The sequence below is a fragment of the Microbaculum marinisediminis genome, from assembly GCF_025397915.1.
GTDB lineage: Bacteria > Pseudomonadota > Alphaproteobacteria > Rhizobiales > Tepidamorphaceae > Microbaculum > Microbaculum marinisediminis.
The window spans coordinates 33,018-58,414 of sequence record NZ_JALIDZ010000003.1 but is presented as its reverse complement, the minus strand read 5'-3'; the positions used below and the strand labels follow the sequence as shown (position 1 = coordinate 58,414).

At 66.1% G+C, this 25,397-nt stretch carries 25 protein-coding genes; 9 read left to right on the top strand and 16 right to left on the bottom strand.

What is annotated here, in order from left to right:
• Window positions 1-10: 10 nt before the first annotated feature.
• Entirely contained in the window at window positions 11-1,264 is a 1,254-nt protein-coding gene (locus tag MUB46_RS06425) for an aspartate kinase (protein WP_261615064.1), read from the bottom strand.
• 131 nt (window positions 1,265-1,395) lie between these two features.
• Window positions 1,396-2,316, bottom strand: coding sequence for a polyphosphate kinase 2 (ppk2, locus tag MUB46_RS06420; RefSeq protein WP_261615063.1), 921 nt, complete (start codon window positions 2,314-2,316; stop codon window positions 1,396-1,398).
• Window positions 2,317-2,503: 187 nt separating this feature from the next.
• Here ppk2 and ubiG point away from each other — a divergent pair, with 187 nt between their 5' ends.
• Window positions 2,504-3,259 (top strand): bifunctional 2-polyprenyl-6-hydroxyphenol methylase/3-demethylubiquinol 3-O-methyltransferase UbiG, encoded by a 756-nt coding sequence (gene ubiG / locus MUB46_RS06415; RefSeq protein ID WP_261615062.1) that lies wholly within the window; start codon window positions 2,504-2,506, stop codon window positions 3,257-3,259.
• A gap of 15 nt (window positions 3,260-3,274) precedes the next feature.
• Here ubiG and MUB46_RS06410 read toward each other — a convergent pair whose 3' ends face one another.
• From MUB46_RS06410 to MUB46_RS06395, 4 genes are all read right to left on the bottom strand, one after another.
• On the bottom strand, window positions 3,275-3,721 hold the full coding sequence (locus tag MUB46_RS06410; RefSeq protein ID WP_261615061.1) for a DUF1178 family protein: 447 nt from the start codon (window positions 3,719-3,721) through the stop codon (window positions 3,275-3,277).
• Window positions 3,718-4,587, bottom strand: coding sequence for a carbon-nitrogen hydrolase family protein (locus MUB46_RS06405; protein ID WP_261615060.1), 870 nt, complete (start codon window positions 4,585-4,587; stop codon window positions 3,718-3,720). The genes MUB46_RS06410 and MUB46_RS06405 overlap by 4 nt, the downstream gene beginning before the upstream one ends.
• Before the next feature lie 92 nt (window positions 4,588-4,679).
• Window positions 4,680-4,934, bottom strand: a complete 255-nt coding sequence (grxC, locus tag MUB46_RS06400) for a glutaredoxin 3 (RefSeq protein ID WP_261615059.1) — start codon at window positions 4,932-4,934, stop codon at window positions 4,680-4,682.
• Window positions 4,935-4,993: 59 nt separating this feature from the next.
• A complete protein-coding gene (locus MUB46_RS06395) occupies window positions 4,994-5,788 on the bottom strand; it encodes a ComF family protein (RefSeq protein WP_261615058.1) in 795 nt (264 codons plus the stop codon).
• 121 nt (window positions 5,789-5,909) lie between these two features.
• On the opposite strand from MUB46_RS06395, the gene MUB46_RS06390 reads away from it, so the two are divergent.
• Window positions 5,910-6,836 carry a methyltransferase domain-containing protein gene (locus tag MUB46_RS06390; RefSeq protein ID WP_261615057.1) on the top strand — a complete coding sequence of 309 codons (927 nt, stop codon included), beginning with the start codon at window positions 5,910-5,912 and terminating at the stop codon, window positions 6,834-6,836.
• Window positions 6,837-6,850: 14 nt separating this feature from the next.
• On the opposite strand, the gene MUB46_RS06385 is transcribed toward MUB46_RS06390, so the two are convergent.
• Genes MUB46_RS06385 through MUB46_RS06370 form a run of 4 tightly spaced genes read right to left on the bottom strand, consistent with a single transcriptional unit; the run spans window position 6,851 to window position 9,682 of the window.
• Window positions 6,851-7,030, bottom strand: coding sequence for a Flp family type IVb pilin (locus MUB46_RS06385; protein WP_261615056.1), 180 nt, complete (start codon window positions 7,028-7,030; stop codon window positions 6,851-6,853).
• A 50-nt stretch (window positions 7,031-7,080) separates the two neighbouring features.
• Window positions 7,081-7,494, bottom strand: a complete 414-nt coding sequence (locus MUB46_RS06380; protein ID WP_261615055.1) for a (deoxy)nucleoside triphosphate pyrophosphohydrolase — start codon at window positions 7,492-7,494, stop codon at window positions 7,081-7,083.
• A gap of 10 nt (window positions 7,495-7,504) precedes the next feature.
• On the bottom strand, window positions 7,505-8,746 hold the full coding sequence (gene argJ, locus MUB46_RS06375; RefSeq protein ID WP_261615054.1) for a bifunctional glutamate N-acetyltransferase/amino-acid acetyltransferase ArgJ: 1,242 nt from the start codon (window positions 8,744-8,746) through the stop codon (window positions 7,505-7,507).
• A gap of 24 nt (window positions 8,747-8,770) precedes the next feature.
• Entirely contained in the window at window positions 8,771-9,682 is a 912-nt protein-coding gene (locus MUB46_RS06370) for a peptidylprolyl isomerase (RefSeq protein ID WP_261615053.1), read from the bottom strand.
• Window positions 9,683-10,050: 368 nt separating this feature from the next.
• Here MUB46_RS06370 and secA point away from each other — a divergent pair, with 368 nt between their 5' ends.
• The 3 genes from secA (at window position 10,051) to MUB46_RS06355 (ending at window position 15,672) form a co-directional block, all read left to right on the top strand.
• On the top strand, window positions 10,051-12,873 hold the full coding sequence (gene secA / locus MUB46_RS06365; RefSeq protein WP_261615052.1) for a preprotein translocase subunit SecA: 2,823 nt from the start codon (window positions 10,051-10,053) through the stop codon (window positions 12,871-12,873).
• A gap of 68 nt (window positions 12,874-12,941) precedes the next feature.
• Window positions 12,942-13,823 (top strand): lipid kinase, encoded by an 882-nt coding sequence (locus MUB46_RS06360; RefSeq protein ID WP_261615051.1) that lies wholly within the window; start codon window positions 12,942-12,944, stop codon window positions 13,821-13,823.
• Between the two features lie 73 nt (window positions 13,824-13,896).
• A complete protein-coding gene (locus tag MUB46_RS06355; protein ID WP_261615050.1) occupies window positions 13,897-15,672 on the top strand; it encodes an SLC13 family permease in 1,776 nt (591 codons plus the stop codon).
• Window positions 15,673-15,743: 71 nt separating this feature from the next.
• Here MUB46_RS06355 and MUB46_RS06350 read toward each other — a convergent pair whose 3' ends face one another.
• From MUB46_RS06350 to MUB46_RS06335, 4 genes are all read right to left on the bottom strand, one after another.
• Window positions 15,744-17,168 (bottom strand): L,D-transpeptidase family protein, encoded by a 1,425-nt coding sequence (locus MUB46_RS06350; protein WP_261615049.1) that lies wholly within the window; start codon window positions 17,166-17,168, stop codon window positions 15,744-15,746.
• A 179-nt stretch (window positions 17,169-17,347) separates the two neighbouring features.
• A complete protein-coding gene (locus MUB46_RS06345; protein WP_261615048.1) occupies window positions 17,348-18,301 on the bottom strand; it encodes an acetyl-CoA carboxylase carboxyltransferase subunit alpha in 954 nt (317 codons plus the stop codon).
• A gap of 93 nt (window positions 18,302-18,394) precedes the next feature.
• Entirely contained in the window at window positions 18,395-19,390 is a 996-nt protein-coding gene (locus MUB46_RS06340; protein ID WP_261615047.1) for a site-specific tyrosine recombinase XerD, read from the bottom strand.
• 10 nt (window positions 19,391-19,400) lie between these two features.
• A complete protein-coding gene (locus tag MUB46_RS06335; RefSeq protein WP_261615046.1) occupies window positions 19,401-19,544 on the bottom strand; it encodes a histidine kinase in 144 nt (47 codons plus the stop codon).
• A 175-nt stretch (window positions 19,545-19,719) separates the two neighbouring features.
• Between MUB46_RS06335 and MUB46_RS06330 the strand changes: the two genes are divergently transcribed.
• The 3 genes from MUB46_RS06330 to MUB46_RS06320 are packed head-to-tail and all read left to right on the top strand — an operon-like array spanning window position 19,720 to window position 22,879.
• Window positions 19,720-20,415 carry a shikimate kinase gene (locus MUB46_RS06330; protein ID WP_261615045.1) on the top strand — a complete coding sequence of 232 codons (696 nt, stop codon included), beginning with the start codon at window positions 19,720-19,722 and terminating at the stop codon, window positions 20,413-20,415.
• Entirely contained in the window at window positions 20,412-21,557 is a 1,146-nt protein-coding gene (aroB, locus tag MUB46_RS06325) for a 3-dehydroquinate synthase (RefSeq protein ID WP_261615044.1), read from the top strand. Before MUB46_RS06330 ends, aroB begins: the two co-directional genes overlap by 4 nt.
• Window positions 21,554-22,879 carry an HlyC/CorC family transporter gene (locus tag MUB46_RS06320; protein ID WP_261615043.1) on the top strand — a complete coding sequence of 442 codons (1,326 nt, stop codon included), beginning with the start codon at window positions 21,554-21,556 and terminating at the stop codon, window positions 22,877-22,879. The genes aroB and MUB46_RS06320 overlap by 4 nt, the downstream gene beginning before the upstream one ends.
• A 21-nt stretch (window positions 22,880-22,900) precedes the next feature.
• Here the strand turns inward: MUB46_RS06320 and MUB46_RS06315 are convergent, their stop codons facing one another.
• Window positions 22,901-24,301, bottom strand: a complete 1,401-nt coding sequence (locus MUB46_RS06315; RefSeq protein WP_261615042.1) for an MFS transporter — start codon at window positions 24,299-24,301, stop codon at window positions 22,901-22,903.
• Between the two features lie 122 nt (window positions 24,302-24,423).
• On the opposite strand from MUB46_RS06315, the gene MUB46_RS06310 reads away from it, so the two are divergent.
• Window positions 24,424-25,038 (top strand): helix-turn-helix transcriptional regulator, encoded by a 615-nt coding sequence (locus tag MUB46_RS06310; protein WP_261615041.1) that lies wholly within the window; start codon window positions 24,424-24,426, stop codon window positions 25,036-25,038.
• Here the strand turns inward: MUB46_RS06310 and MUB46_RS06305 are convergent.
• A complete protein-coding gene (locus tag MUB46_RS06305) occupies window positions 25,035-25,319 on the bottom strand; it encodes a BolA family protein (RefSeq protein WP_261615040.1) in 285 nt (94 codons plus the stop codon). The two genes, MUB46_RS06310 and MUB46_RS06305, sit on opposite strands and share 4 nt — an antisense overlap.
• Window positions 25,320-25,397: the final 78 nt, after the last annotated feature.

The following is a 25,397-nucleotide window of genomic DNA, read 5'->3' as shown; positions in this document are numbered from 1 at the left end:
GTCCGTCGCGTTAGTGATTGTTAAGACCGTATAGCGAATGCAAAGTCCGCACCGCAAGCTCGGTATAGGCCGCATCGATCAGGATCGATATCTTGATCTCCGATGTGGTGATGGCCTGAATGTTGATGCCTTTTTCGGCCAAAGCCTGGAAACACTGCGCCGCAACGCCCGCATGACTGCGCATGCCGATCCCGATGACGGAGACTTTCACGACATCGGCCGATCCGGTTACTTCCTCGTAGCCGATCTCGTCGCTGGCAGTGCGAATCACCTCAACGGCCCGGTCGAAATCCGCGCGCGGCACCGTGAAGGTCATATCGGTGTGGCCACCGTCGGCGGACACGTTCTGAACGATCATGTCGACGTTGATGTTGGCCTCGGCGAGCGGCACGAAAACGCTTGCCGCGACGCCCGGCTTGTCGGCGACGCGCCTTAGCGTGATCTTCGCCTCGTCCTTGGAGAAGGCGATTCCGGTGACGATCTGCTTTTCCACGATCTCGTCCTCGTCGCAGATGAGTGTACCCGTAGGCAGTCCGCCTGCGCCCGCCTGGGACGCATCCGGGTCATCGAAACTGGAGCGCACGAAAACACGCACTCCGTGCACCATCGCCAGTTCCACGGAACGGACCTGCAGCACCTTCGCGCCGAGAGAGGCCATTTCGAGCATTTCCTCGAAGGCGACCCGATTGAGCCGCCTGGCCTCCGGCACGATGCGCGGGTCCGTCGTATAGACGCCGTCGACGTCGGTGTAGATGTCGCAACGGTCGGCGCTGATCGCGGCGGCGACAGCCACCGCGCTGGTATCAGAGCCGCCGCGCCCGAGCGTGGCGATACGGTTGTCGGGGGCGATGCCCTGGAAGCCGGCGATCACCGCGACCTGGCCCTGGCGGAACCGGTCGACCAGGATCTCCGATGGAATGTCCCTGATCCGCGCCGCACCATGCGCGGAATCGGTATGGATCGGAATCTGCCAGCCGAGCCAGGAGCGCGCCGAGACGCCCATGTCCTGCAGCACGATGGCAAGCAGCCCGCTGGTGATCTGCTCGCCGGCGGCGACCACCGAATCGTACTCTCGCGCGTCGTGCATCGCCGCGGCTTCCCGCGTCCAGGAGACGAGCTGATTGGTGAATCCGGCCATCGCCGAAACCACGACGGCGACCTCGTTGCCGGCGTCGACCTCCCGCTTCACGTGGCGCGCCACGTTGCGAATGCGGCCGATATCGGCGACGGAAGTCCCGCCGAATTTCATCACGATACGGGCCATGGTGGGGTCCGAAAACGGGGTCTCGTTGAAACAGAATACGCACGAAAGCGCGCGGCGGGCCTTGCCCGCGCACTAGATACTCGTTCGCTTCCGTCGGCGCAACCGGCCGCTTCGACAGCGGCGGAACCGCTCTAGTAACGTTCGGGCACGTAGAGCTCGTCCGGCAGGACCTTGCGTTCGTAGGATGGATTGAACACGCGCTCGGGCAGATCGACCTGCTCTTGCGGGATGTCTTCGTAGGGCACCTCGGTCAACAGGTGGTGTATGCAGTTCAGCCGCGCCCGCTTCTTGTCATCTCCCTCCACGATCCACCAGGGCGCATCGGAGATATTCGTCCTGTCGAGCATCTCCTCCTTGACCTTGGTATAGTCTTCCCAGCGGATCCGGGACTGGAGGTCCATCGGGCTCAGCTTCCACTGCTTGAGCGGATCGTGGATGCGCATCATGAAGCGTAGTTGCTGCTCCTGATCCGTAATGGAGAACCAGTACTTGATGAGCTTGACGCCGGACCGCACCAGCATGCGCTCGAATTCCGGCACGTCGTGGAAAAACTCCTCGACCTGATCCGGCGTCGCGAACCCCATCACACGTTCGACGCCGGCGCGGTTGTACCAAGAGCGGTCGAACAGCACCATTTCTCCGGCGGCGGGCAGATGCGGCACGTAGCGCTGGAAGTACCACTGCGTCTTTTCGCGCTCGGTAGGAGCCGGCAGCGCCACCACCCGGCAGACGCGCGGGTTGAGCCGCTGGGTGATGCGCTTGATGACGCCGCCCTTGCCGGCAGCGTCGCGCCCCTCGAAGATGACGACGAGCTTGTAACCGGTGTGGGCGATCCAGTCCTGCAGCTTGACCAGCTCGGCCTGGAGACGAAACAGCTCGTGGAAGTAGAGCCGACGGTCGATCTCGGATTTGTGCCTGAGCGCCTTGATCGCGTCGAGGTCGCCCATCAGGCGCTCGTCGTCGATCTCCATCTCCAGTTCTTCGTCAAAGCTGTCCTGCAGCTCCGCCTCGACCCAGCTTTTCGCGTCACTTTCCGGTCCGTCCGTCGTCATCCCGTTCTTCCTGATTGGTCCCGCCACTCGCCGTTGGCATGTTCAAACTAGGATAGCGGTTTGACAATCGCATATCGGGCACAAATCCGGCCGAAGCATTGGACGAAGGGCAACGGCACGCCGGCTCCGGCGACGTCTCGGGTAAACTGTGCTTGACTTGAAGCCCCCGTCGCGAGAGGCGTAGCGCATGGTCACGCGCAAGACAGCAACCGCAACCACCATTGACGAGGCCGAAGTCGCCCATTTCTCGGCGCTTGCTGCCGAATGGTGGAATCCGACCGGCAAGTTCGGCGTCCTGCACAAGTTCAATCCGGTCCGTCTCGACTATATCCGAGACCATGTCACCGCGCATTTCGGCCGCGATTCCTGGAGCGACAAGAGCTTCGAGGGCCTGCGCATTCTCGATATCGGTTGCGGCGGCGGGCTGCTCTGCGAGCCGATGGCGCGGCTCGGCGCTGATGTCGTCGGCGTCGACCCGGCGGAGAAGAACATCGGCACCGCCCGTGTCCATGCGCAAGGATCGGGCCTGGCCATCGACTACCGCGCCACCACCGCCGAAGCGCTGGCGGACGCGGGCGAGACGTTTGACGTCGTCCTCAACATGGAGGTCGTCGAGCACGTCGCCGACATCGACCTGTTCCTTGGCGCCTGCGCGACTATGGTGAAGCCGGGCGGACTGATGTTCATCGCCACCATCAACCGCACGCTGAAAGCATTCGCGCTGGCGATCGTCGGGGCGGAATACGTGCTCGGCTGGGTCCCGCGCGGCACCCACCAGTGGGACAAGTTCGTCACGCCGCAAGAACTGGAAGAGGCGCTTGGCCACCACGGAATGTCGGTGCTCGACCGCGCCGGCGCGGTCTATTCGCCGCTGACCGACGAATGGCGCCGCAGCGCCCGCGATCTCGACGTCAACTACATGCTGGTGGCCGAAAAGGCCTGAGCGCGACCTGCCCGCTCAGTTCTTGTCTTCGGGCAGGATCGGCAGCGGATGCAGTTCGACCCCCTCATCGATCAGCGACTTGGCGTCCTCAAGGCTCGCCTCGCCATAGATCGAGCGCTTGTCGGCTTCCTCGTAGTGGATCTTGCGCGCTTCCTCGGCGAAACGCTCGCCGACATACTCGGAATTTTCCACCACGTGCTTCTTCAGTTGCCGCAGGGTATCGATCAGTTCCGCGTGGCGCGGATCGGGCGTGGCCACCGGCACGGCCTCGGCCGGGGCCTGGGCGCCCTTTTTCTTGGTTCCCGTTACCGCCGGCGCCATCAGTGCCTTGGAAACCGTCGTCGAGCCGCAGGCCGGGCAGGCGACGGCCTTGGCCTTCACCTGCTTGTCGAAGCTGGCCGAATCCTTGAACCAGCCCTCGAACGCGTGGTCCTGCTCGCAGGTCAGGGAATAGCGAATCATGATGCGCGCCGTTCCTGCGTTTCGACCGGCGGCTGAAACGTCCGGTCGTGCGTCAGCGAGGGCACCCGCCCGCGCGCTTCCTCGACCTTCGCCAGATCGATCTCGGCGACGATCACTTCCGGCTCCGTTCCCGCTTCCGCGAGCACTTCGCCCCACGGCGCCACGATCAGGCTGTGACCGTAGGTCGCCCGCCCGTTCTCGTGCATGCCGCCCTGCGCGGCGGAAATCAGGAATGCGCCGTTTTCCACGGCCCGCGCCCGCTGCAACAGGTGCCAATGCGCCTCGCCGGTCACCTTGGTGAAGGCGGCAGGCGCCGACAGCACCGTCGCGCCCGCCTTGGCAAGCGCCCGGTAGAGATAGGGAAAGCGGATGTCATAGCAGATCGACAGGCCGAGCCGGGCCCAAGGCAGATCCGCGACGACCGCCGCCGTACCCGGACGGTAAGTCGCCGATTCGCGGTAGGTCTCGCCGTTGGGCAGATCGACGTCGAACATGTGGATCTTGTCGTAGCGAGCCGCGATCGCGCCCTGCGGATCGATGACGAAGGCGCGGTTGGCTGCCTGGGTCTCGGAGACGCGGATGGCGAGCGAACCGACATGCAGCCAGATACCGAGCTCGGCGGCCAACTTGCGGAAGGCGGCAAGGGCCTTGTCGTTCTCCTCGTCGGTGATGGCTTCGAACAGTTTCGCCCGTTTGAGCTCCATGATCGCCGTCTGTTCCGGCGTCTGCACGTAATCGGCGCCGCGCTTGGCCGCGTCCCGGATCAAGGCGACGGCCGCCTCGATGTTGCGGTCGACCGACCGCGTCCCCTGCATCTGGACGCAGGCTGCCGTGAATTTCCGGGAACCGGCCATCTTCGCGGTCATTTCGTCACCTTCGAACAATCTAACCGGGCCATCTTAACCGAAACTGCCTATCGGCGGCACGTCGGATCATGGTTAACGGATCGTTGATGGCGTCACGCCGCCAGCATCTCGTCCAGCTTGCCCTCGCGGTCAAGGGCGTGGATGTCGTCGGATCCACCCACCGACACCCCGTTTATGAACACCTGAGGCACCGTATGGCGGCCGGATTTCTGCATCATTTCGGTGCGCAGCGCGGGAGTGCGGCTGACGTCAATCTCCTCGAATTCGACGTTCTTCGCCTTCAGGAGCCGCTTCGCGGTGAAGCAATAGGGGCAAAACGGAGTGGTGTAGATGATGACTTTGGCCATTGAAGCAATCCCGATCAGAACGGCACCGGACATATGCCGGGCACGGAATATATGGCGGCTCAAATCGGGGCAACAACCCTGGCGAAGGTGAGCACGTCGACGCTCACGGCCCCCGCACGCCGGCAGACACGGGCGCAGGCGTCCACCGTCGCCCCCGTCGTCATGACGTCGTCGACGATCAGCACCCGGCGCCCCTCCACAAGCGGTCGGTCTTCGGGCATCACCTTGAAGGCGCCCGAGACGTTTCTCCGCCGCTCGGACGCCGAAAGGCCGATCTGGCGGCGCGTCCCCTTGACCCGCGAGATCGCCGTCGGCGCGTAGTCGCGGCCGGTTCGCCGCGCGATCGGTTCGGCGAGAAGGGCGGACTGGTTGAAGCGGCGCGAAAACAGGCGGCGGCGATGCAGCGGCACCGGCACGACCACATCGCAATCGCCGATCAGCGCGGCGCCGGCGCGGATCATCTGCATCGCCATGACATCGGCCATCTCCAGCCGATCTTTGAATTTCAACGCATGAACGAGCGCCCGCGCGGGACCATCGTAGCGGGCAACGGTGCGGGCGCGGTCGTAATCCGGCGGATCGGAGATTGCCGCCGGGCTGACGAGCGGCTCGCCGGAATCGTAGGGGAACGGTGTGCCGAGCGTCTGGCAGAAGGGTGGCGCGACGAAATCGACCTTGGCCCAGCACGGCCCGCACAGGCCCGGCGCTGTCACGGCGCCGCCGCAGGCAGCGCAGCGCGGCGGCAGGACCAGGTCGACAACACGCCTGCCGGCGCCCTCCAGGGCCACGGCGATAGTGTTCACGAAGCCGGAGCGGATCCGCTTCGCGATCGCTCCTTCGACCTCGACGCTCATGACCAGCCAACTTGCCTTGACGGCAAGCGTCGGTCGCCGATGGGGATCCGTCAAGCGCCTTTGACCATTGGCCCACCACGCGTCATATCTGCCATGAAGATCGAAACTAGGATGCTTTCCCGTGACCGACGGGCTGACATTGTTCGACCGGGCCGCGCTCGCCCGCAACCGCGCCCGTGCCGCCGAAACCCTTGCGGAAGCCGATTTTCTGCTGGCCGAGGCCGCCGACGGGCTCGCCTCCCGCCTGCTGCCGATCGCGCGGGACTTTCCCCTCGCCCTCGATCTCGGCGCCCATGACGGGCAGCTCGGCCGCGCCGCGCTCGCCACCGGCAAGATCGGCACGCTGATCAGCGCCGAGGGTTGCCGGCCGCTGTTATCCAGACTATCGGCGCCCAGGCTCGCCCTGGACGAGGAGGCACTGCCGATTCGCGACGAAAGCCTCGATCTCGTGCTGTCGTCACTGACGCTGCAATGGGTCAACGACCTGCCCGGGACGCTGATCCAGATCCGCCGCGCGCTGAGACCCGACGGCCTGTTCATGGCCGCGATCATCGGCGGAGAATCGCTGAAGGAGCTGCGTGAGGCCTTCATCGCCGCCGAGACGGAGATCCTTGGCGGGATTTCGCCGCGGGTCGCTCCGTTCGTGGAGATCCGCGATGCCGGCGCACTGCTGCAACGGGCGGGCTTCGCCTTGCCCGTCGTCGACGCCGACACGCTGACGGTGCGCTACGGCGAGCCCTTCGCGCTGTTGCGCGACCTGAAGCACATGGGCTGGTCGAACGCGCTCACCGACCGCGCGCGGACGCCGATGCGCCGCGACGTCCTGGTAAGAGCCATGGAACTCTACGCCGAGCGCAATGCTGATCCCGACAGACGCCTGCGCGCCACGTTCGAGTTCATCTATCTGTTGGGCTGGGCGCCCGACGAGAGCCAGCAAAAACCGCTGATGCCGGGCAGCGCGCGCATGCGCCTGGCCGATGCGCTGGGCACCAAAGAGCATTCGGCGGGAGAGCGCGCCGGCACGCGGGAAGATCCGGATCGAGGCTGATCCGCTGCGCGGCGCTATTTGATGCTGTCGTTGACGGCCTGGTAGTTGGAAGTCAGCGTTCCGCCGAACTCGAATACGATGGCCGTAATCGCAACAAAGATTCCGGCGGCAATCAGGCCATACTCGATTGCCGACGTGCCACGCTCATCGGCAAAGAAACGTTTCACGGGATTTCGAACTCGCGACGGAATCATTGTCCGGTCCTCGCAATCTCTTTGGTCCGCCCCCTTTGATCCGCGCCGACCTACAAAAGATCGCGCAACATCGGCACCAGAGGCAGGTCCGCGGGCGGCATCGGATAGTCGCCGAGGCGCAGAGGCCGCACCCAGGCGAGTTCCTGGCCTTCCAGGGGCCGGACATCGCCCTTCCAGCGCCGGCAAACGAAAAGTGGCATTAAAAGATGAAAGCTTTCGTAACCGTGGCTCGCAAAGGTCAGGGGGGCGAGGCAGGAGTCGTGAACCGTGATTCCGAGCTCTTCCTCGAGTTCACGCGTGAGCGCGTCCTCAGGCGTTTCGCCGGGCTCGACCTTGCCGCCAGGGAATTCCCATAGTCCTTCCATGGGCTTACCCATCGGACGACGGGCGATCAGTACCCGCCCGTCGACATCGACCAAGGCGACGGCAGCGACCAGAACGAGCGGGCGCCCGGCTGTCGGCATGGTTAACCCGTCAGCTCCGGTAATCGGCGTTGACCGCGATATATCCGTGAGTGAGGTCGCAGGTCCAAACCCGCGCCTTGCCGTCGCCGATACCCAGATCGACACGGATCACGATCTCCGGTGTCTTCATGTAGGCCGACACGGTCTTTTCGCTGTACTCGGGGTCTCGCTCCCCGTCGACGGCCACACGGATATCTCCGAACCATATCGCCAGACGGTCCCGCTCGGCCGGCTCGCCCGCCTTGCCGACCGCCATGACGACGCGGCCCCAATTGGCGTCCTCGCCGGCGACGGCCGTCTTGACCAGTGGCGAATTGGCGATCGCCATGGCGATCCGCTTCGCCGATTTCTTCGATTTCGCGCCCCCGACCTCGACGGTGACGAACTTCGTCGCCCCCTCGCCGTCGCGCGCGACCATCCGGGCGAGCTCGCCCATCACCGTGCCGAGCGCCCTGCGGAAGGCTTTCAGCCGCTTGTCCTTGGCATCGTCGATAAGCGGCGCGCCGCGCTCGGCGGCCTTGCCGGTGGCAAACAGCAACACCGTATCGCTGGTCGAGGTATCGCCGTCGACGGTAATGGCGTTGAAACTGTCGCGGGTCAGGCGTTTCAGCAGCTTGTGCAGCGCCGGCGCGGCGATCGGCGCGTCGGTGACGATGAAGCCGAGCATGGTCGCCATGTCGGGCGCGATCATGCCGGCGCCCTTGGCGATGCCGCAGATCGTCACCTCCGTGCCGTCGATGTCGACCTTTGCCGTGGCGCGTTTGGGAAACGTGTCGGTGGTCATGATGGCGCTGGCCGCGTCGGCGAAGCCATCCGGCTTCGCCTGTTTCGCAAGCCCGCCCAGCACCGTCTCGAACGGCGCCGGATCGAGCGGTTCGCCGATCACGCCGGTCGAAGCCAGAAACACCTCTGCGACCTCGCAGCCAACCGCCTCGGCAGCGACCCTCGCCGTCGTGGCGACCGCATCCCGCCCCTTCATTCCGGTGAAGGCGTTGGCATTGCCGGAATTGACGACCAGCGCCCGCGCCTCGCCGCCCGACAGCTTGTCCCGGCACCATTCGACCGGGGCGGACGGGCATTTCGAACGGGTTAGAACGCCGGCGACCGTGGTGCCCGGATCGAACACCATCAACAGCACGTCCTTGCGCCCCTTGTACTTGATGCCGGCTTCGGCGACCGCCATGCGGACGCCGTCGACGGGGGGCAGACTCGGAATTTCGGCCGGCTTCAGCGGCGAGACTTCATGCGCCATGGAACGTCCTCGACCCAGCTCGCGCTATTCCGACGTCTTCTCTTCGGCGGCGGCCGGTTCGCCTTCGTCCGCGTCGTCCGCGGACGGCTGCTCGTCATCGGCCGGCTTGTCGAGGCGCTCGACCGTGCCCTCATCACGCAAGCCCATGATGATGTCGCGCTGCTTCTGCCGCACCAGCATCTCGTAAAGCTGGTCCTCGACCTCGTCGAAACCCGGCTTGTCGCGCTTTTCCTCGACCTTGATGATGTGCCAGCCGAAATCCGACTTCACCGGCTCGGACACGTCGCCGATGCCGAGCGCGAAGGCGGCTTCGGCGAATTCGGGAACCATCTGTTCCTTGGTGAACCAGCCGAGATCCCCACCCTCGGCCCCGGAACCAGGATCCTTCGACTTTTCCGCGGCGATTTCGGCGAAATCCTTGCCCGCATCGATCTCCGCCTTGATTTCCTTGGCCTCGTCCTCGGTCTCGACCAGGATATGGCGGGCGCGCACGCGGTCCTCCGCCGGAATGTCGGCGATCACCTGATCGTAGAGCTTCTGCGCCTCCTCGGGCGTGGCGACCTTCTCGGCTTCGCGGCTGAGGTACATTTCCATCAACGCCCGTTTGACCAGGTAGTCGAGGCGCTGCTTGACCTCCTCCTCGTCGGCTAGCCCCGCTTTGCGGGCAGCCTCCGATACGAGCTCCAGATCCGTCAGATAGCTCACCAGATAGTCGCGACGCTGGGCCTTGGACATCTGCGGCATGGACTCGCGGATGTCTTCGAGGGCCATTTTCAGGTCGTCTTTGGTGATGTCCTTGCCGTTGACGCGAGCGACGACGTCGTTTTCCTGGTTATCCTGCGCCGAAAGGGGCACCGGAAGGGTCATCGCCAGTCCGGCGGCGAGCGTGGCGGCCACGCACATGCGCGTGAGCGACGAGGGGATAGAAATCGTCATGAGCCGGGTTTTCCGTCTTGCTGGTGTCGGTCTGCCGGGCGCGCATCGCCACGGCTTTTCATCCCTAAGATCGCCGCCGCGCCGGCCGCCCCGATGAGCGGCGCGCGCGACCATTTGGATGCCGGCGCCAAGCTTGCCCAAACCGGCCGCGTTGACAAGGAGAAATCCGACTCTTATCTCACCGAACGTTGTCCACTCGGCCACAAATGCGCCCGACCCTTAATGATACGGTCGCATTTCTGGGGTCGAGTCCGGCCCACCCGACCGGCCCCGCTGGACCGGCCATGTTTCGACCGACCGCCCCAGTGGCGATCACATTCCCAAGAGGCGCCAACCGTTCCAGGCGAGGCGCCGGAGAGACGGCACTCATGATCGGCCTCGGCAATTTCGCCAGCAAGTTTTTCGGCTCCGCCAACGACCGGAAGGTCAAGTCCTACCAATCCCGCGTCGACAAGATCAACGCCCTCGAACCGGAGATCGAGAAGCTCTCCGACGAGGAGCTGCGCGCCCGCACCGCGGCCTTCCGCGAGCAACTCGCCAACGGCGCCACCGTCGATGATCTGCTCGAACCCGCCTTCGCCACCGTCCGGGAGGCGGCCAAACGCACGCTCGGCCAGCGCCATTTCGATGTGCAGCTTATCGGCGGCATGGTCCTGCACGAGGGCAACATCGCCGAAATGAAGACCGGCGAGGGCAAGACCCTTGTCGCCACCCTGCCCGTCTACCTGAACGCGTTGAGCGAACGTGGTGTCCACGTCGTTACCGTCAACGACTACCTCGCCAGCCGCGACGCCGAGTGGATGGGCCAGATCTACCGTTTCCTCGGCCTGACCGTGGGCTGTATCGTCCACGGCATCGACGACGAGGAGCGACATCGCCAATACGCCTGCGACGTCACCTACGCCACCAACAACGAGCTCGGCTTCGACTACCTGCGCGACAACATGAAGTACGAGCTGAACCAGATGGTCCAGCGCGGACATCATTTCGCGATCGTCGACGAGGTCGACTCGATCCTGATCGACGAAGCGCGCACGCCGCTGATCATCTCCGGTCCCGTCGAGGACCGCTCCGATCTCTACACCCAGATCGACACGCTGATACCCTCCCTGTCGCCGGAGCATTTCGAAGTCGACGAGAAGCAGCGCTCCGCCACCCTCACCGAGGTCGGCACCGAGTTCATCGAGGAGAAGCTGAAGGAAGTGGGCCTGCTGAAGGAAGGCTCGCTCTACGACGTCGAGAACGTCACGCTGGTCCACCACGTCAACCAGGCGGTCCGTGCCCACAAGCTGTTCCAGCGCGACAAGGACTACATCGTCAAGAATCGCCAGGTCGTCATCATCGACGAATTCACCGGCCGCATGATGGAAGGCCGGCGCTATTCGGAAGGCCTGCACCAGGCGCTCGAGGCCAAGGAGCACGTGCAGATCCAGCCCGAGAACGTCACGCTGGCCTCGATCACCTTCCAGAACTATTTCCGCCTTTACGGGAAGCTTGCCGGCATGACCGGCACCGCGGCGACCGAGGCTGACGAATTCATGGACATCTACGGTCTCGAGGTCATCGAGATCCCGACCAACGTACCGGTCGCCCGTATCGACGACGACGACGAGGTCTACCGCACCGCCAAGGAAAAATACGACGCCATCCTCGAGCTGATCGCCGATTGCAAGAAGCGCGGCCAGCCGGTCCTGGTCGGCACCACCTCGATCGAGCGCTCCGAGCAGCTGGCCGAAGTGTTGAAGGCGAACGGCTACCGCCAGAAGGACTTCACCGATCCGGACGCCTTCCAGCCGCTTTATGACGGCGACCAGGGCACCGCGCAGGAGAAGGTCTTCGCCGTCCTTAACGCCCGCTACCACGAGCAGGAAGCCTACATCATCGCCCAGGCCGGCGTGCCCGGCGCCATCACCATAGCCACCAACATGGCCGGCCGCGGCACCGATATCCAGCTCGGCGGCAACGCCGACATGCGCATCCGCCACGAGCTTGAAGGCATCGAAGACGGCCCCGAGCGCGAGGCCGCCATCAAGCGGATTCACGACGAGATCGAGACACTGAAGGCGAAGGCCAAGGACGCCGGCGGCCTCTTCGTGCTCGCAACCGAACGCCACGAAAGCCGGCGCATCGACAACCAGCTTCGCGGCCGCTCCGGTCGCCAGGGCGACCCCGGCCACTCCAAGTTCTTCCTGTCGCTGCAGGACGACCTGATGCGCATCTTCGGCTCCGACCGCATGGACGGCATGCTGCAGAAGCTCGGCCTGCAGGAGGGCGAGGCCATCGTCCATCCCTGGATCAACAAGGCGCTGGAGAAGGCGCAGTCGAAGGTCGAGGCGCGCAACTTCGACATCCGCAAGAACCTGCTGAAGTTCGACAACGTGATGAACGATCAGCGCAAGGTGATCTTCGAGCAGCGCATCGAGATGATGTCCGGCGAGGACATCGCCGAGACCGTCGCCGACATGCGCCATCAGGTCGTCGAGGAACTGGTCTCCAAGCATATCCCGCCGAAGGCCTATGCCGAGCAGTGGGACACCGCAGGCCTCAAGGCGAAGGTGCAGGAGGTGCTCAACCTCGACCTGCCCGTCGACGAATGGGCCAAGGAAGAGGGCATCGCCGACGAGGAGATCACCGAGCGGCTGATCAAGGCCGCCGACGAGCGCTTCGCGCGAAAGGTCGCCGATTTCTCGCCGACCGTCATGCGCCAGATCGAGAAGGCGGTACTGCTGCAGACGCTCGACCATCTCTGGCGCGAGCACCTGATCACGCTCGACCACCTGCGCCAGGTGATCGGCTTCCGCGGCTATGCCCAGCGTGATCCGCTCAACGAGTACAAGACCGAGGCCTTCGAGCTGTTCGAGTCGATGATCGACCGTCTGCGCGAGGCCGTCACCAGCCAGCTGATGCGCGTCGAGCTCGTCCGCGAGGCGCCCGAGCCCGAGCCGCTTCCCGTCATGGAGGCCCACCACCTCGACCCGGCCACCGGCGAGGACGAGATGGCGCTGGCGGATGCCGAATACGCCTATTCGCACGGCGGCGCGGCCCCCGCTCTGGCATCGTCCGCGGCCGTCGCCCGCAAGCCCGAGCGCGATGCCTCCGATCCCGCGACCTGGGGCAAGGTCGGCCGCAACGAGCCTTGCCCGTGCGGATCCGGCAAGAAGTACAAGCACTGCCACGGCAAGCTCGCATAGGTCTCGCGGAACCTGCGGCGGTCCGTTGGCGTTTCCGGTAGGGTCGGAACACTCGGACGGACCGTGCCATGCCTAACCGCCTGCTGATCGTCGCCAACCCGGGCGCGTCCCGCGCCGATGTCGCGCTCGGGCCGGCGGTGGGAACGCTGGCTGCGGCCGGCTTCGATCTCGATCTGCGGCAGCCCGACGACGCAAACGACATTCCGGCCCTGATCGAACAGGAAGCGCCGGGGTGCGACGCCATCGTCGTCGCCGGCGGCGACGGCACGGTGAATGCCGCCGCCGAAGCCCTCATCCACGCCGGCAAGCCCGTCGGCCTGCTGCCCGTCGGCACCGCCAACGACCTCGCCCAGACCCTCGGCATTCCCGCCGACCCGCAAGCCGCCGCCGACATCATCATCGCCGGCCACAGCCGCGATATCGATGTCGGTCGCGTCAACGCAAAGCCGTTCCTGAACGTCGCCTCGATCGGCCTGTCGGTCGATATCGCCCGGCGCCAGGATACCGGCCGCAAGCAGCAATGGCGGGCGTTCAGCTACCTCCTGACGACTATCGAGGTGCTCGGCGAGGCGAATCGGTTTCGCGCCGAGATCGAATGCGACGACGAGTCGGTCGTGGTCGACACTTACCAAATCGCCGTCGGCAACGGCGTCTTCTACGGCGGCGGCATGCGCATCGCCGAGGATGCGGCAATCGACGACGGCCTGCTCGACGTCTACGCGATCAAGGCAGCGACGGTCCTGGAGCTGCTGGCCCTCGCGCCCGCCCTCAGGGCCGGCAGGCACCTCGAGCGCGACGACGTCGTCTCGCTGCGCGGAGCGCGCGTGCGCATCGCCAGCACGCAGCCCCTGCCGATCAATACCGACGGCGAGGTGACCACCGAGTCGCCTGCCGAATTCGGTGTCGATCGCGCCGCACTGACGGTCTTCGCCCCACCGCCGGATCCGTAAGGGGGTCGCGGGAACGGTTCGGTGCCGCTACACATTGAGTCGCTCAAGACCCGCACTGTTACTCAGGCCTTTCATGAATTTCGACCAGACTTTCCTGTTCGCCCTGTTCGCCGGCGTTTTCGCGATGATGCTGTGGGGACGTTTCCGTTACGACGTCATCGCGTTTTCGGCGCTGCTGATCGCCATTGTCGTCGGCGTCGTGCCCAAGGAGGACGCCTTCGCCGGCTTCGGCCACCCGGCGACCATCATCGTCGCGTTGGTGCTCGTCGTCTCGCGCGGACTGGTGAACTCCGGCGCCATCGAGATCGTCATGCGCGTCATCGCCGACGGCGGCAAGAGCGTCGGCAGCCACATCGTCAAGCTAGCAGGCATCGGCGCGGCATTGTCGGCCTTCATGAACAATGTCGCCGCGCTGGCGCTGCTAATGCCGGTGGACATCCAGGCCGCCGTCAAGGCCGGCCGCAGCCCGGCGATCACGCTGATGCCGCTGTCGTTCGCCACGATCCTCGGCGGCCTCGTCACCCTGATCGGTACGCCGCCCAACATCATCATCGCCTCGTTCCGCGAACGCACGCTCGGCGAGAGCTATCACATGTTCGATTTCGCGCCGGTCGGGCTGGCCTGCGCCGTGGTCGGCGTCGCCTTCGTCGCCACGATCGGCTGGCGACTGATCCCGAAATCTGCGACCGAGCGCAACACCGGCGCCGAACTGCGCGACATCCACGGCTATATCGCCGAGCTGGTCGTAGGCGAGAAGTCGACCGCCGTCGGCCAGAAGGTCGCGGACCTGGACGAAGTCGCCGAGGAGCACGAAGTCTCGGTCGTGGGCCTCGTCCGGCGCGGCACCCGCCTGCCCGGCGGAGCCCGGCGCGAGGAGATCCAGTCCGGCGACCTTCTCGTCGTCGACGCCACACCTAGCGCCATCGACGCCTTCGTCGGCGCCCTCAAGCTCGGCTTCATCGGCGAGGAAAAACATCGCCAGGCGGCCGGTGCCGATCTGGAGGTCATCGAGGTCGTGGTGCCGCAGGACGCCCGCATCGTCGGCCGCTCCTCCGACGACGTGCGCCTGCTGAGCCGATACGGCGTCACCCTGCTGGGCATCTCGCGGCGCGGCAAGCGCTTCCGCGAACGGGTCCGGCGGCTACCCATCGAGGCCGGCGACATCCTGTTGCTTCTAGGCCCCGTCGAGCGCATCGAGGACGCGTCGATGCGCATCGGCGCCCTGCCGCTGGCCAAGCGCGGCCTGCAGGTGACGCAACATGGCCGCGCCGGGCTTGCCGCCGGCATCTTCGGCCTGGCCGTCGCCGCGGCCAGCTTCGGCGTCGTCTATCTGCCGGTCGCGCTCGCCGCCGTGGTGGTGGTCTACGTGCTCACCGACATCATTCCGCTGCGTGAAGTCTACGAGGATATCGAATGGCCGGTGGTGGTCCTGCTCGGCTCGATGATCCCGCTTGGCATCGCGCTGGAGAATGCCGGCGGCACGCAACTGATCGCCCAAAGCCTGGTGACGATCGCCGCCGGTACGCCGCCCTGGGTCGTGCTCACCCTGTTGATGGTGGTAACGATGACGCTGTCCGACGTGCTCAACAACACCGCGACGGCCGTCATCGCCGCCCCCGTCGCCGTCGACATCGCCAACAGCCTGGGGACGAGCCCCGATCCGTTCCTGATGGCGGTCGCGGTCGCCGCGTCCTGCGCATTCCTCACGCCGATCGGCCACAAGAACAATACGCTGATCCTCGGGCCGGGCGGCTATGCCTTCGGCGACTACTGGCGCATGGGCCTGCCGCTGGAGATCATCGTCATCGCCGTGGCGATCCCGACGATCATGATCGTCTGGCCGTTCTGAAGGGCCGGCGGCAAATGAAAACGCCCGGGGCAAACCCCGGGCGTCCTGGCTGAATCCTGGAAACCGCGTCCTTAGCGGCGCGGGGCCTTCGTCCGCTCGTGCGATGCAAGGTCGGCCGGTACCGATACGCCGTCGACCTCCTCGAAATAGTCGAACACGGCGAACGGGTTCTCGTTGACGAGGATCGGCACGAATGCGGTTGCCGGCGTCAGGCGCGGCAACCCGTCCTCGAGCCCGCTATCGATCGACGCGCTCTTGTCGTCCGCCGCCTTCGCCGGCGTCGGCACGGTGCCCGTGGTGATCGGATCCGCATCCGGATCCGGTTCGGCAGCCGCCTCGTTGCCTTTGACGTTGCCGAGGCTGCGCAGCCCGCCGGTGATCCCCACCAGCTTGCCCCAGACGCCCGAGAAGGCGGTGGCGACGGAGGAACCGTTGCCGGCGTCGGCATCGGCCAGCGCCGGGTTTCCGGTCAAGGCGAAGTCGGACTCGGCCGGTTTCGTTTCGGCAGGCGTCTCGGCCTCGGCGACCTGCTTGCCGAGCACTTCGTCGGCCTTGGCGTCGGACGTGTTCGCCGCGTCGCCCTGCTCCTCGAGCGAAGCGGTCATGATGACGTTGGAGCGCGCCGACGACTGCTGCTCCTGCATCTTGAGTTCGGCAAGCGCCACCTGGAAGGCGGTTTCGTCACGCATCTTCTTCGCGGCGACGGCGACCTCGATGGTGTCGGGCACGTCGAGCTGCGGGCAGCGGGCGTTGGCGATCAGCTTCTGGTTCGGATTGGCCGGCTTGGCGTTGAACACGTAGTCGCTCCCGCAAACGCCGACCTTGGGCGGAACGCCGGTGACCTCGAAGTGGTCGCTGCCTTCCTTGAGCGTCTTCCAGAACGGCATGTTGGGATTGCCGGCATGGCGCGCCATGTTGGCCGGCGTCATGCGGAAAGGATAGGCCTGCACCTGGAATTCGCGCTGGCCGCCCCGGAAGGAATCGCGGGCAAGCGCGTAGACCTCGGCGATCGTCTCGTCGGTCATCGCGTAGCAGCCCGCCGACGAGCAGGCGCCGTGCACCATCAGGTGCGTGCCGGTACGCCCCAGCGCCTTGTCATAGGCATTGGGATAACCGATGTTGAACGACAGATAATAGCTGGAATTCGGGTTCATCTGCCCCGGCGCGACCGTATAGAAGCCCTCCGGCGCCTGCCGGTCGCCTTCTTTTCGCTTCGGGCCGAGCTCACCGGACCATTTGCAGATGTCGTAGGTCTTGAACAGGGCGAAGCGGCCGTCCTTGCCCGGCTTCCAGACCTCCAGCGTGCTTTCTTCCTTGTAGATCCGCACGACGAGGGGGTCTTCCTTGCGCATGCCCTTGTCTTCGAGCTCTTGCAAGGTGGCGTAGCTGAGCGGCTGCAGATGCTTGGCGCCGCCCAACTGCTCGTCCATGCAGCCGCCGACGGCCAGGAGCGAGAGGGAAACAAGCGCTATGCGGGAATGGCGAAGCGTGATCATGTGGTGGTCCGAAAATCCGTACACAGAGACTACCGTACCGCTCAATTTGGGCCGATAGCGTTAAGACTTCGTTTACCGCCTGAACCGACGTCAACGATTTTGCGCCGACGGACCCGGCTATCGCAACCGTAATTTAGCGGCGAAACGATGGCAGTGCACCGATCGCGGTTCGACTGTGGTTAAAGAGTCCGGCCCATCGCGATGAACTTTTCGCGGCGTCTACGCCGAATTTCATCGGAATCGAGCCCTGCGAAGTCCTTCAAAGCCGATTCGATGGCCCGACCAGCTGATTCGATAGCTTCTTCGGGCTGGCGATGCGCTCCTCCGACGGGTTCGGAAATTATCGTGTCGATAATGTTGAAACGCTTCAGATCCGTCGCCGTGACCTTCATCGCCGTCGCCGCGTCGGCCGCGCGTGAAGAATCCCGCCACAGAATCGACGCCGAAGCCTCCGGCGAGGCCACGGTGTAGATCGAATGCTCCAGCATCAGCACCTGGTTGGTCACGGCGATCGCGACCGCGCCGCCGGACCCGCCCTCGCCGATGACCACCGAGACGTTCGGCGTGCCGAGCGTGAGGCAGGCGTCGATTCCCCGCGCGATCGCCTCTGCCTGGCCGCGCTCTTCGGCGCCGACGCCGGGATAGGCACCGGCGGTATCGATGAAGGCGATCACCGGAACGTCGAACCGGTCGGCCATTTCCATCAGCCGCACCGCCTTGCGATAACCTTCGGGACGGGCCATGCCGAAATTGTGCTTCAGCCTGCTCTCGGTGTCCGAGCCCTTCTCATGGCCCATCACCATCACCGACTGGCCGCGGAAACGCCCGAGACCGCCGATAAGCGCTTCGTCCTCGCCGTACTGGCGATCCCCGGCAAGCGGCGTGAAGTCCTCGATCAGCCGCCCGATATAGTCGAGCGTATGCGGCCGCCCGGGATGGCGCGCGACCTGGGTCTTCTGCCAGGGCGTCAGCTTGCCGTAAATCTCGCGCAGCGCCTGGTCGGCCTTGGTCTGCAGGCGGGCGATCTCGTCGGCGATGCCGACGCCGCCCTCGCCTTCCTCTATGGCACGCAGCTCGGCAAGCTTGCCTTCCAGGTCGGCGACCGGTTTTTCGAAATCCAGATAGACTTTCATGGGTTCTCTTTACCTGCCCATCGGGGCCGACGGAAACTGGCTTTCCGCGTATGCCGTGTCAAGCGTGCGCCTGACGCACCCCCACCCGGCCCGTCAGCGCGCCCGGCCACCCCGGTCGGCCAGTGGGTGATGGTCCGACATCACGCGTTTCAGGCGTTCTTCCAGCACGTGGGTATAAATCTGCGTCGTCGAGATGTCGGCGTGACCGAGAAGCTGCTGCACGACGCGCAGATCGGCGCCGTTTTCCAGCAGGTGGCTGGCGAAGGCGTGGCGCAGGACGTGCGGCGAAACCTTCGCCGACGGCAAGCCGGCACGCGCCGCCAGCCCCTTGAGATCGCGGCCGAAGGCCTGCCGCGTCAGATGGCCCGTGTCGGAATCGGCGGGAAACAGCCAGCGTCCGGTCAATCCGGCATCCCTTTTCGCCGCGTCCCAGTCCGCGAGCGCCTCGCGGGCCGCATCCGTCAGCGGCACCAGCCGCTCGCGCCCGCCCTTGCCGATCACCGCCAGCACGGGCCGGTCGCCGCGTCCCGCCGAGGCCGGCAGGCCCGTCAGTTCGGAGACGCGCAGGCCCGTCGCGTAGAGCAGCTCCAGCATGCATCGCATGCGCGCCGCGCGCAGCCGCTTGGATTTCGAGGCCTCCCCGTCGCAGGCTTCGCTCGCCGCCCGCTCGAGCAGCGCCGTCACCTGGTCCTGGCTCAGAATCTTGGGCAGCGGCCGGCCGCGCTTCGGGCTGTCGAGCGTTCGGGTCGGATCGTCCTCGCGATGCCCACTCTCGACCAGGAAGCGATAGAACTGGCGCAGCGCCGACAGGCGCCGCTGCTGCGATGTGGCGGCGAAGCCGCGCGCCTCCAGGTCGCCGAGATAGGCGCGCACGAGCCGGTCATCGGCCGCATCGACCCGCGCGCGGCGTTCGCCGGCGAAACCGGCGAAGTCCTCCAGGTCCCGGCGATAGGCATCGAGGGTGTTCTGCGAGGCGAGCCGTTCGGCGGCGATCATTTCCAGGAAAGCCTCGACGACGGCGCCGGAGCCGACGCCAGAGCCGGTGCCAGAGCTCGTGCGGGAACGATCCGAAGGACGGGCCGCGGCCATCGCCGGCCCTCTAGGGCTGCAACCGGTCGGCGGGAACCCGCACCGAAATCTCGCGCGGCTCGGGATCGACGAACGTGACCAGCGCGAACATCGTCGCGTAGACAATCCCGACAAGGAAGCCGATCGTCACCAGGAAACGAAATAGACTCGGCACCCTGCAAATCTCCCGTCCGCCCGCGGGCGCCACCTCGGGCGGCGCGCGACGCTTGTATCGAAGCCGGTCGGCGACTAGTGAAAGTACTCCATCAGGCCCGCCAGCCGCCGATATAGGATAATTTGGCGGTTTATGCCAACGACACGGGTTTCGAAAGGACGCCGGAAAGCGACCGATGCCGTCGACACGTAACAGTCCCCGCAGCGCGCGCCGGAAAGCCCAACGGGGCCGGGTTCCCGAGCCTGCGGAGATCCGTGCCCGGCTCGGCGACCGCTCCGCGGTGCTGATCGGCATGATGGGGGCGGGCAAGTCCTCGGTCGGCCGACGGCTGGCCGCGCGTCTCGGCCTGCCCTTCGTCGACGCCGATACCGAGATCGAAGCGGCGGCCGGCTGTTCGATCTCCGAGATCTTCGAGCAGCACGGAGAAGCCTATTTTCGCGACGGCGAGCGCAAGGTGATCGCCAGGCTGCTGGAAGACGGTCCGCAGGTGCTGGCGACCGGCGGCGGCGCCTGGATGAACGAGACCACGCGCGAAAACATCGCCGCGCACGGCGTCTCGGTCTGGCTCAACGCTGATCTCGACGTTCTGCTGCGGCGGGTCAAGCGGCGCGGCAACCGGCCGCTGCTGAAGGTCGAGGATATCGACAGCACCCTGCGCAGGCTCGTCGGAGAGCGCTATCCCGTCTACGCGCTCGCCGACGCGGCGGTGCACTCGCGCGACGTGCCGCACGACGTCGTGGTCAACGAGATCCTGGCCGCGCTCGACCGATGCCTTCCCCCCGCCGCAGATGAGGCCGCAAGCGACGAGTCCGCGGGTGACCAGTCCGTGAGCGACGAGACGACCGGCGACGATACGAGGATGACGTCATGACCGCCGAAACCAGAACCGTGCCTTCCGGCGAGACCGTGCGTGTCGATCTCGGCGAGCGCGCCTACGACATCGTCATAGGTCCGAACGCCCTGTCCGGCCTCGGCGGCCTGGTCGCCGCGCTGGCGCCCGGCGCTAGGGTGGCGGTTGTCAGCGACGAGACCGTGGAAAAACTGCACGGGCCCGCATTGCGCGCCGCGCTATCGGGCCGGGTCGAGGTCGCCGCGACCATAACCGTGCCGCCGGGCGAATCGTCCAAGTGCTTCGCCGAACTGGAGCGCGTCGTCGGTGCGCTGCTCGATGCCCGGGTCGAGCGCGGCGATCTTGTCATCGCCTTCGGCGGCGGCGTCGTCGGTGACCTCGCCGGCTTCGCGGCGGCGGTCCTCAGGCGCGGCGTGCGCTATGTGCAGGTGCCGACCTCCCTGCTGGCCCAGGTCGATTCCTCCGTCGGCGGCAAGACCGGCATCGATACCGCTCACGGCAAGAACCTGATCGGCGCCTTCCATCAACCCGCCCTCGTCGTCGCCGATACCGCGCTGCTCGATACGCTGAGCCCGCGCGAGTTCCGCGCCGGCTACGCCGAGGTCGCGAAATACGGTCTGATCGACGATCCCGCCTTCTTCGCCTGGCTGGAGGGGAGCTGGCGCGAGGTCTTCGCCGGCGGCCCGGCGCGCATCAGGGCGATCGCCACGAGCTGCCGCGCCAAGGCCCGCGTGGTGGCCGCCGACGAGCGCGAGGCCGGCCAGCGCGCGCTGCTCAATCTCGGCCACACCTTCGGCCATGCCTTCGAGGCGGACGCCGGCTTCACCGGCCGGCTCGTCCACGGCGAGGCGGTGGCGATCGGCATGGTGCTCGCCTTCGGCTTCTCGGCGAAGCTCGGCCTGTGCGATCCCGCCGACGAGGATCGCGTCGCCCGTCACCTGGCGGCCGTTGGACTGCCGACCAGGCCGTCCCATATTGAAGGCGGGCTCCCCTCGGCCGACCGGCTCATGGACCTGATCCGTCAGGACAAGAAGGTCGAACGCGGCAACCTGACATTCGTTCTGGTCGAGGGCATCGGCAAGGCGTTCGTCAGGAAGGACGTGCCGGAGACGGCGGTGCGGGAGTTCCTTCTCGAACGACTGGAATCCAGACCCAAATCATGACCCTCGCGATTGCCATCATCATCGGCGCCATTGTCGGCCTGATCATCTCCTCGGGCTTCTTCTCCGGGTCGGAGACCGCGTTGACAGCCGCGTCCCGCGCGCGCATGCACCAGCTCGAAAAGACCGGCGACCGGCGCGCCAGCACCGTCAACCGGCTGCTGGAGACGCGCGAGCGCCTGATCGGCGCGCTGCTGCTCGGCAACAACCTCGTCAACATCCTGGCCTCGGCGATGGCCACAAGCGTCGCCATCCAGCTGTTCGGCGACGCCGGCGTCGTCTACGCCACCGTCGTCATGACCGCGCTGGTCGTCGTCTTCGCGGAGGTGCTGCCGAAGACCTACGCCATTCTCCATCCCGACCGCGTCGCGCTGTTCGTGTCGCCGGGGGTGCGCGTGATCGTCTGGGTGTTCGGTCCGGTCACCATGGCCATCGAATTCCTGGTGCGCGGCATCATGCGCGCCTTCGGCAGCAACATCGCCGATACGCAGCCGCTGCTGTCGGCGCACGAGGAGCTGCGCGGCGCCATCGACCTGCATCACCGCGAGGGCGCGGTGATCGCCGAGGACCGCTACATGCTCGGCGGCATTCTCGACCTGCGCGACCTCGAGGTCTCCGACGTCATGGTCCATCGCACCGAGATGCGCATGCTGAACGGCGACGAACCGCCGGAGAAGGTCGTCCAGGAGGTGCTGGCGAGCCCGCACACGCGCATGCCGATGTGGAAGGGCTCGCCGGAGAACATCGTCGGCGTGCTGCACGCCAAGGACCTGCTGCGCGCGCTTGCGGCCGAGAACGCCGACGCCAGCAAGATCGATATCGACGCGATCCTGAACCCGCCGTGGTTCGTGCCCGACGTCACCACGCTGCAGGACCAGCTCAACGCCTTTCTCAAGCGCAAGGCGCATTTCGCGCTCGTCGTCGACGAGTACGGCGAGGTGATGGGCCTGGTCACGCTCGAGGACATCCTCGAGGAGATCGTCGGCGACATCGCCGACGAGCACGACATCGTGGTCGAAGGCGTGCGCCCGCAGCCCGACGGTTCGGTCGCCGTCGACGGCTCTGTTCCGATCCGTGACCTGAACCGGGCGATGGACTGGAACCTGCCCGACGACGAGGCGACCACGATCGCCGGCCTCGTCATTCACGAGGCGCGCCAGATCCCCGAGCCGAGCCAGGCCTTTACGTTCCACGGCTTCCGCTTCCAGGTTCTGCGCAAGGCCGGAAACCGCCTGACCAAACTCAGGATCACGCCGGTCACCAAGCCGAAGACATCGCGCAAGGAACAGCCGCAAAAACCCGCGGAGGGCGGCGGCCAGGATTGAGCCGCCACTGCGCCGCAGCCACTACGCCGTAGCCGGCACGTCGCGGGAGGCAAGCCGCCAGGCCGCCCAGATGCCGACCGCGGCCACCGGCAGGAACACCGCGAACACCCAGAAGGACGCGCTTTCGACGGCTTGCGGCGACGTGCCGTGACCGAGCCCGACGGTATTGGCGACGATGCCCGAAAGCGCCGAGCCGATCGCATAGCCGAGCATCTGAAGCGTCGGCACCGCCGAAGACGCGCGCTCGCGTTCGGCCTTGGCGACCGAGGCGACGATACGGCGGATGATGAACGCCCATGCCATGCCGAATCCCGCCCCCTGCAGCACCGCCCAGGGCAGCAATGCCTCCAGCGGGCCGTTGGGCATGGTCAGCGCGAAGCCGAGGATGCCGCCGGAAATGGCGAGGCTGCCGAGCCGGATCAGCCAGGCTTCGAGCTTTGGGCCGGCATTCACGAAGACGATCGCGGCGATCGTCCACGACACCGATTCGACGGCGATCATGAGCCCGGCGGTGAACGGCGTGATGCCGTAGAGCGCTTCCATCAGCAGCGGGCCGTAGACGGTGAACGAGACCGTCGCGATCGACAGGGCGAGGACCATCAGGTAGCCGGCGCCCCATGGCTTCGCCAGCGCCAGAGGCGACGGCGGCAACAGTCGCAGCGGACTGCGGCCGTCGAGCCGGAGCGCCAGAAACAGGCAGGCGAAGCCGGCGGCGACGAGCACGACCGCCAGCAGCGGCTGCGGGCGCACGCCGGCGCCCAGAATGACGAGTACGCCGAGACTGACCAGCATTAGCCGCCGCCACGGAAAAACCGCATCGTCGACGACATCGCTGCGGCGGGCGGGAAACAGCAGCAGCGACAGCCCGGCGAACAGCACCGCCTGCACCCCGAACGCGACGAACGCCCCGCGCCACAGTCCGATCGTGGCGAACGCGCCGCCGACGAGCGGACCGACCAGGGCGGACGCGCCCCAAGTCGCCGAGATCAAGGCAAGCAACTTCGGCCAGTGCCGCTCGGGGAAGAGCTGCGCCATGCCGACATGGCAGAGCGCCATCATCCAGCCGCCGCCGAGCCCCTGCAGAAGCCGACCAATCAGCATCGTCGACATGTCGGGCGCCGCCGCGCTCGCCGCGCAGCCGACGGCATAGACCAAAGCGGCCCCGGCCATGGCATGGCGCAGGCCAAATTTCAGCGCGATCAGGGCTGCGAGGAAACCGGCCGCAATCGAACCGAGTTCGTAGAGGGCGATCGTCCAGTAGATCCAGGCAAGCCCGCCGATATCCTCGACCGCGCTCGGCATGACGGTGGCGGCCAGCAGCGAATCGGCGGCATGCAGCCAGACGCCGAGGCAGAGAACGGCCACCGTCGCGCCGCCCCCGCGCAGCACCGCCGCAAAGCTCGTTTCGCCCCCGTCCGCCACGGTCGCCCCCTCTTTTGACAAGACCATCATTGTTTAACAGAAGACATTCTTTTGACAAGCCGATACTTGTCGAATTTACTGAGGCCCGCGAAGGGGACCGAAACGCAATCCAACGGCCCGGAATGGACAAGCTGCTGTTTCAACTCAAAATGCGCGGGGGACTGACCGCCGGCGACCTCGCCGGGAGCCTCGGCGTCTCGGCCCAGGCGGTGCGCGAGAGGCTGGCCCGTCTTGCCGAAGAGGGGCTCGTCGAACACCGCGACGAGGCGCGCGGCATCGGCCGGCCGAAACGGGTCTGGCACTTGTCGCGGGAAGCGTGGAAGCGCTTTCCCGATACCCATGCCGATCTATCGGTCAGTCTTATCGAGGCGATCCGCGGCTCGCTCGGCGAAGATGCGCTCGACCGGCTGATCGGCCATCGCGAACGGGAAACCGAACTGCGCTACGCCGAGGCCCTGTCGGCCTGCGAAACGCTCGACCGGAAGGTCGCCGCGCTCGCCGGCTTGCGTGACCGCGAGGGCTACATGGCCGAATGGCGGCCGGCCGAGGACGGAGACGGATTTCTGCTGATCGAGAACCACTGCCCGATCTACGTCGCCGCGCGCGCCTGCCAGGGCTTCTGCCGGGCCGAGATGGAGGTCTTCGCCCGCGTGCTCGGACCCGACTGCACCGTCGAGCGCACCGAGCATCTGCTGGCCGGCGCGCGACGGTGCGCCTACCGAATCAGGCCCGCCTAGTCTTCGCCGGGTGCCTTCGCCGAAACCGCGAGCGCGTGGACACGGTCGGCCAGTTCGTCGGCGAGCGCGTCGTTGACCATGCGGTGCCGGTCGACGCGGCTTTTCCCCGCGAAGGCTTGCGCGACGATCTTCACGCGAAAATGGGTCTCGCCACCTTCCCGCCATCCGGCGTGGCCATGATGGCGTTCGGATTCGTCGATCACTTCCAGCGCGCTCGGCGCGAAAGCGGTCGTCAACTTCTCGGCGATACGATCGCCGGTGTTCTTCGTTCCGGTGCTCATCGGATTTTCGTGGCCGGCGCAAGCACGACTGTCAAGCCGTCGAGCTATGCGCATGGCGCGTTTCTGCGCACCGCTTGT

What these genes read in the sequence shown, in the direction of transcription:
- MUB46_RS06425 (WP_261615064.1), bottom strand. Translation starts at nt 1,264, where the DNA reads ATGGCCCGTATCGTGATGAAATTCGGCGGGACTTCCGTCGCCGATATC.
- ppk2 (WP_261615063.1), bottom strand. Translation starts at nt 2,316, where the DNA reads ATGACGACGGACGGACCGGAAAGTGACGCGAAAAGCTGGGTCGAGGCG.
- ubiG (WP_261615062.1), top strand. Translation starts at nt 2,504, where the DNA reads ATGGTCACGCGCAAGACAGCAACCGCAACCACCATTGACGAGGCCGAA.
- MUB46_RS06410 (WP_261615061.1), bottom strand. Translation starts at nt 3,721, where the DNA reads ATGATTCGCTATTCCCTGACCTGCGAGCAGGACCACGCGTTCGAGGGC.
- MUB46_RS06405 (WP_261615060.1), bottom strand. Translation starts at nt 4,587, where the DNA reads ATGACCGCGAAGATGGCCGGTTCCCGGAAATTCACGGCAGCCTGCGTC.
- grxC (WP_261615059.1), bottom strand. Translation starts at nt 4,934, where the DNA reads ATGGCCAAAGTCATCATCTACACCACTCCGTTTTGCCCCTATTGCTTC.
- MUB46_RS06395 (WP_261615058.1), bottom strand. Translation starts at nt 5,788, where the DNA reads ATGAGCGTCGAGGTCGAAGGAGCGATCGCGAAGCGGATCCGCTCCGGC.
- MUB46_RS06385 (WP_261615056.1), bottom strand. Translation starts at nt 7,030, where the DNA reads ATGATTCCGTCGCGAGTTCGAAATCCCGTGAAACGTTTCTTTGCCGAT.
- MUB46_RS06380 (WP_261615055.1), bottom strand. Translation starts at nt 7,494, where the DNA reads ATGCCGACAGCCGGGCGCCCGCTCGTTCTGGTCGCTGCCGTCGCCTTG.
- argJ (WP_261615054.1), bottom strand. Translation starts at nt 8,746, where the DNA reads ATGGCGCATGAAGTCTCGCCGCTGAAGCCGGCCGAAATTCCGAGTCTG.
- MUB46_RS06370 (WP_261615053.1), bottom strand. Translation starts at nt 9,682, where the DNA reads ATGACGATTTCTATCCCCTCGTCGCTCACGCGCATGTGCGTGGCCGCC.
- secA (WP_261615052.1), top strand. Translation starts at nt 10,051, where the DNA reads ATGATCGGCCTCGGCAATTTCGCCAGCAAGTTTTTCGGCTCCGCCAAC.
- MUB46_RS06360 (WP_261615051.1), top strand. Translation starts at nt 12,942, where the DNA reads ATGCCTAACCGCCTGCTGATCGTCGCCAACCCGGGCGCGTCCCGCGCC.
- MUB46_RS06355 (WP_261615050.1), top strand. Translation starts at nt 13,897, where the DNA reads ATGAATTTCGACCAGACTTTCCTGTTCGCCCTGTTCGCCGGCGTTTTC.
- MUB46_RS06350 (WP_261615049.1), bottom strand. Translation starts at nt 17,168, where the DNA reads ATGATCACGCTTCGCCATTCCCGCATAGCGCTTGTTTCCCTCTCGCTC.
- MUB46_RS06345 (WP_261615048.1), bottom strand. Translation starts at nt 18,301, where the DNA reads ATGAAAGTCTATCTGGATTTCGAAAAACCGGTCGCCGACCTGGAAGGC.
- MUB46_RS06340 (WP_261615047.1), bottom strand. Translation starts at nt 19,390, where the DNA reads ATGGCCGCGGCCCGTCCTTCGGATCGTTCCCGCACGAGCTCTGGCACC.
- MUB46_RS06330 (WP_261615045.1), top strand. Translation starts at nt 19,720, where the DNA reads ATGCCGTCGACACGTAACAGTCCCCGCAGCGCGCGCCGGAAAGCCCAA.
- aroB (WP_261615044.1), top strand. Translation starts at nt 20,412, where the DNA reads ATGACCGCCGAAACCAGAACCGTGCCTTCCGGCGAGACCGTGCGTGTC.
- MUB46_RS06320 (WP_261615043.1), top strand. Translation starts at nt 21,554, where the DNA reads ATGACCCTCGCGATTGCCATCATCATCGGCGCCATTGTCGGCCTGATC.
- MUB46_RS06310 (WP_261615041.1), top strand. Translation starts at nt 24,424, where the DNA reads ATGGACAAGCTGCTGTTTCAACTCAAAATGCGCGGGGGACTGACCGCC.
- MUB46_RS06305 (WP_261615040.1), bottom strand. Translation starts at nt 25,319, where the DNA reads ATGAGCACCGGAACGAAGAACACCGGCGATCGTATCGCCGAGAAGTTG.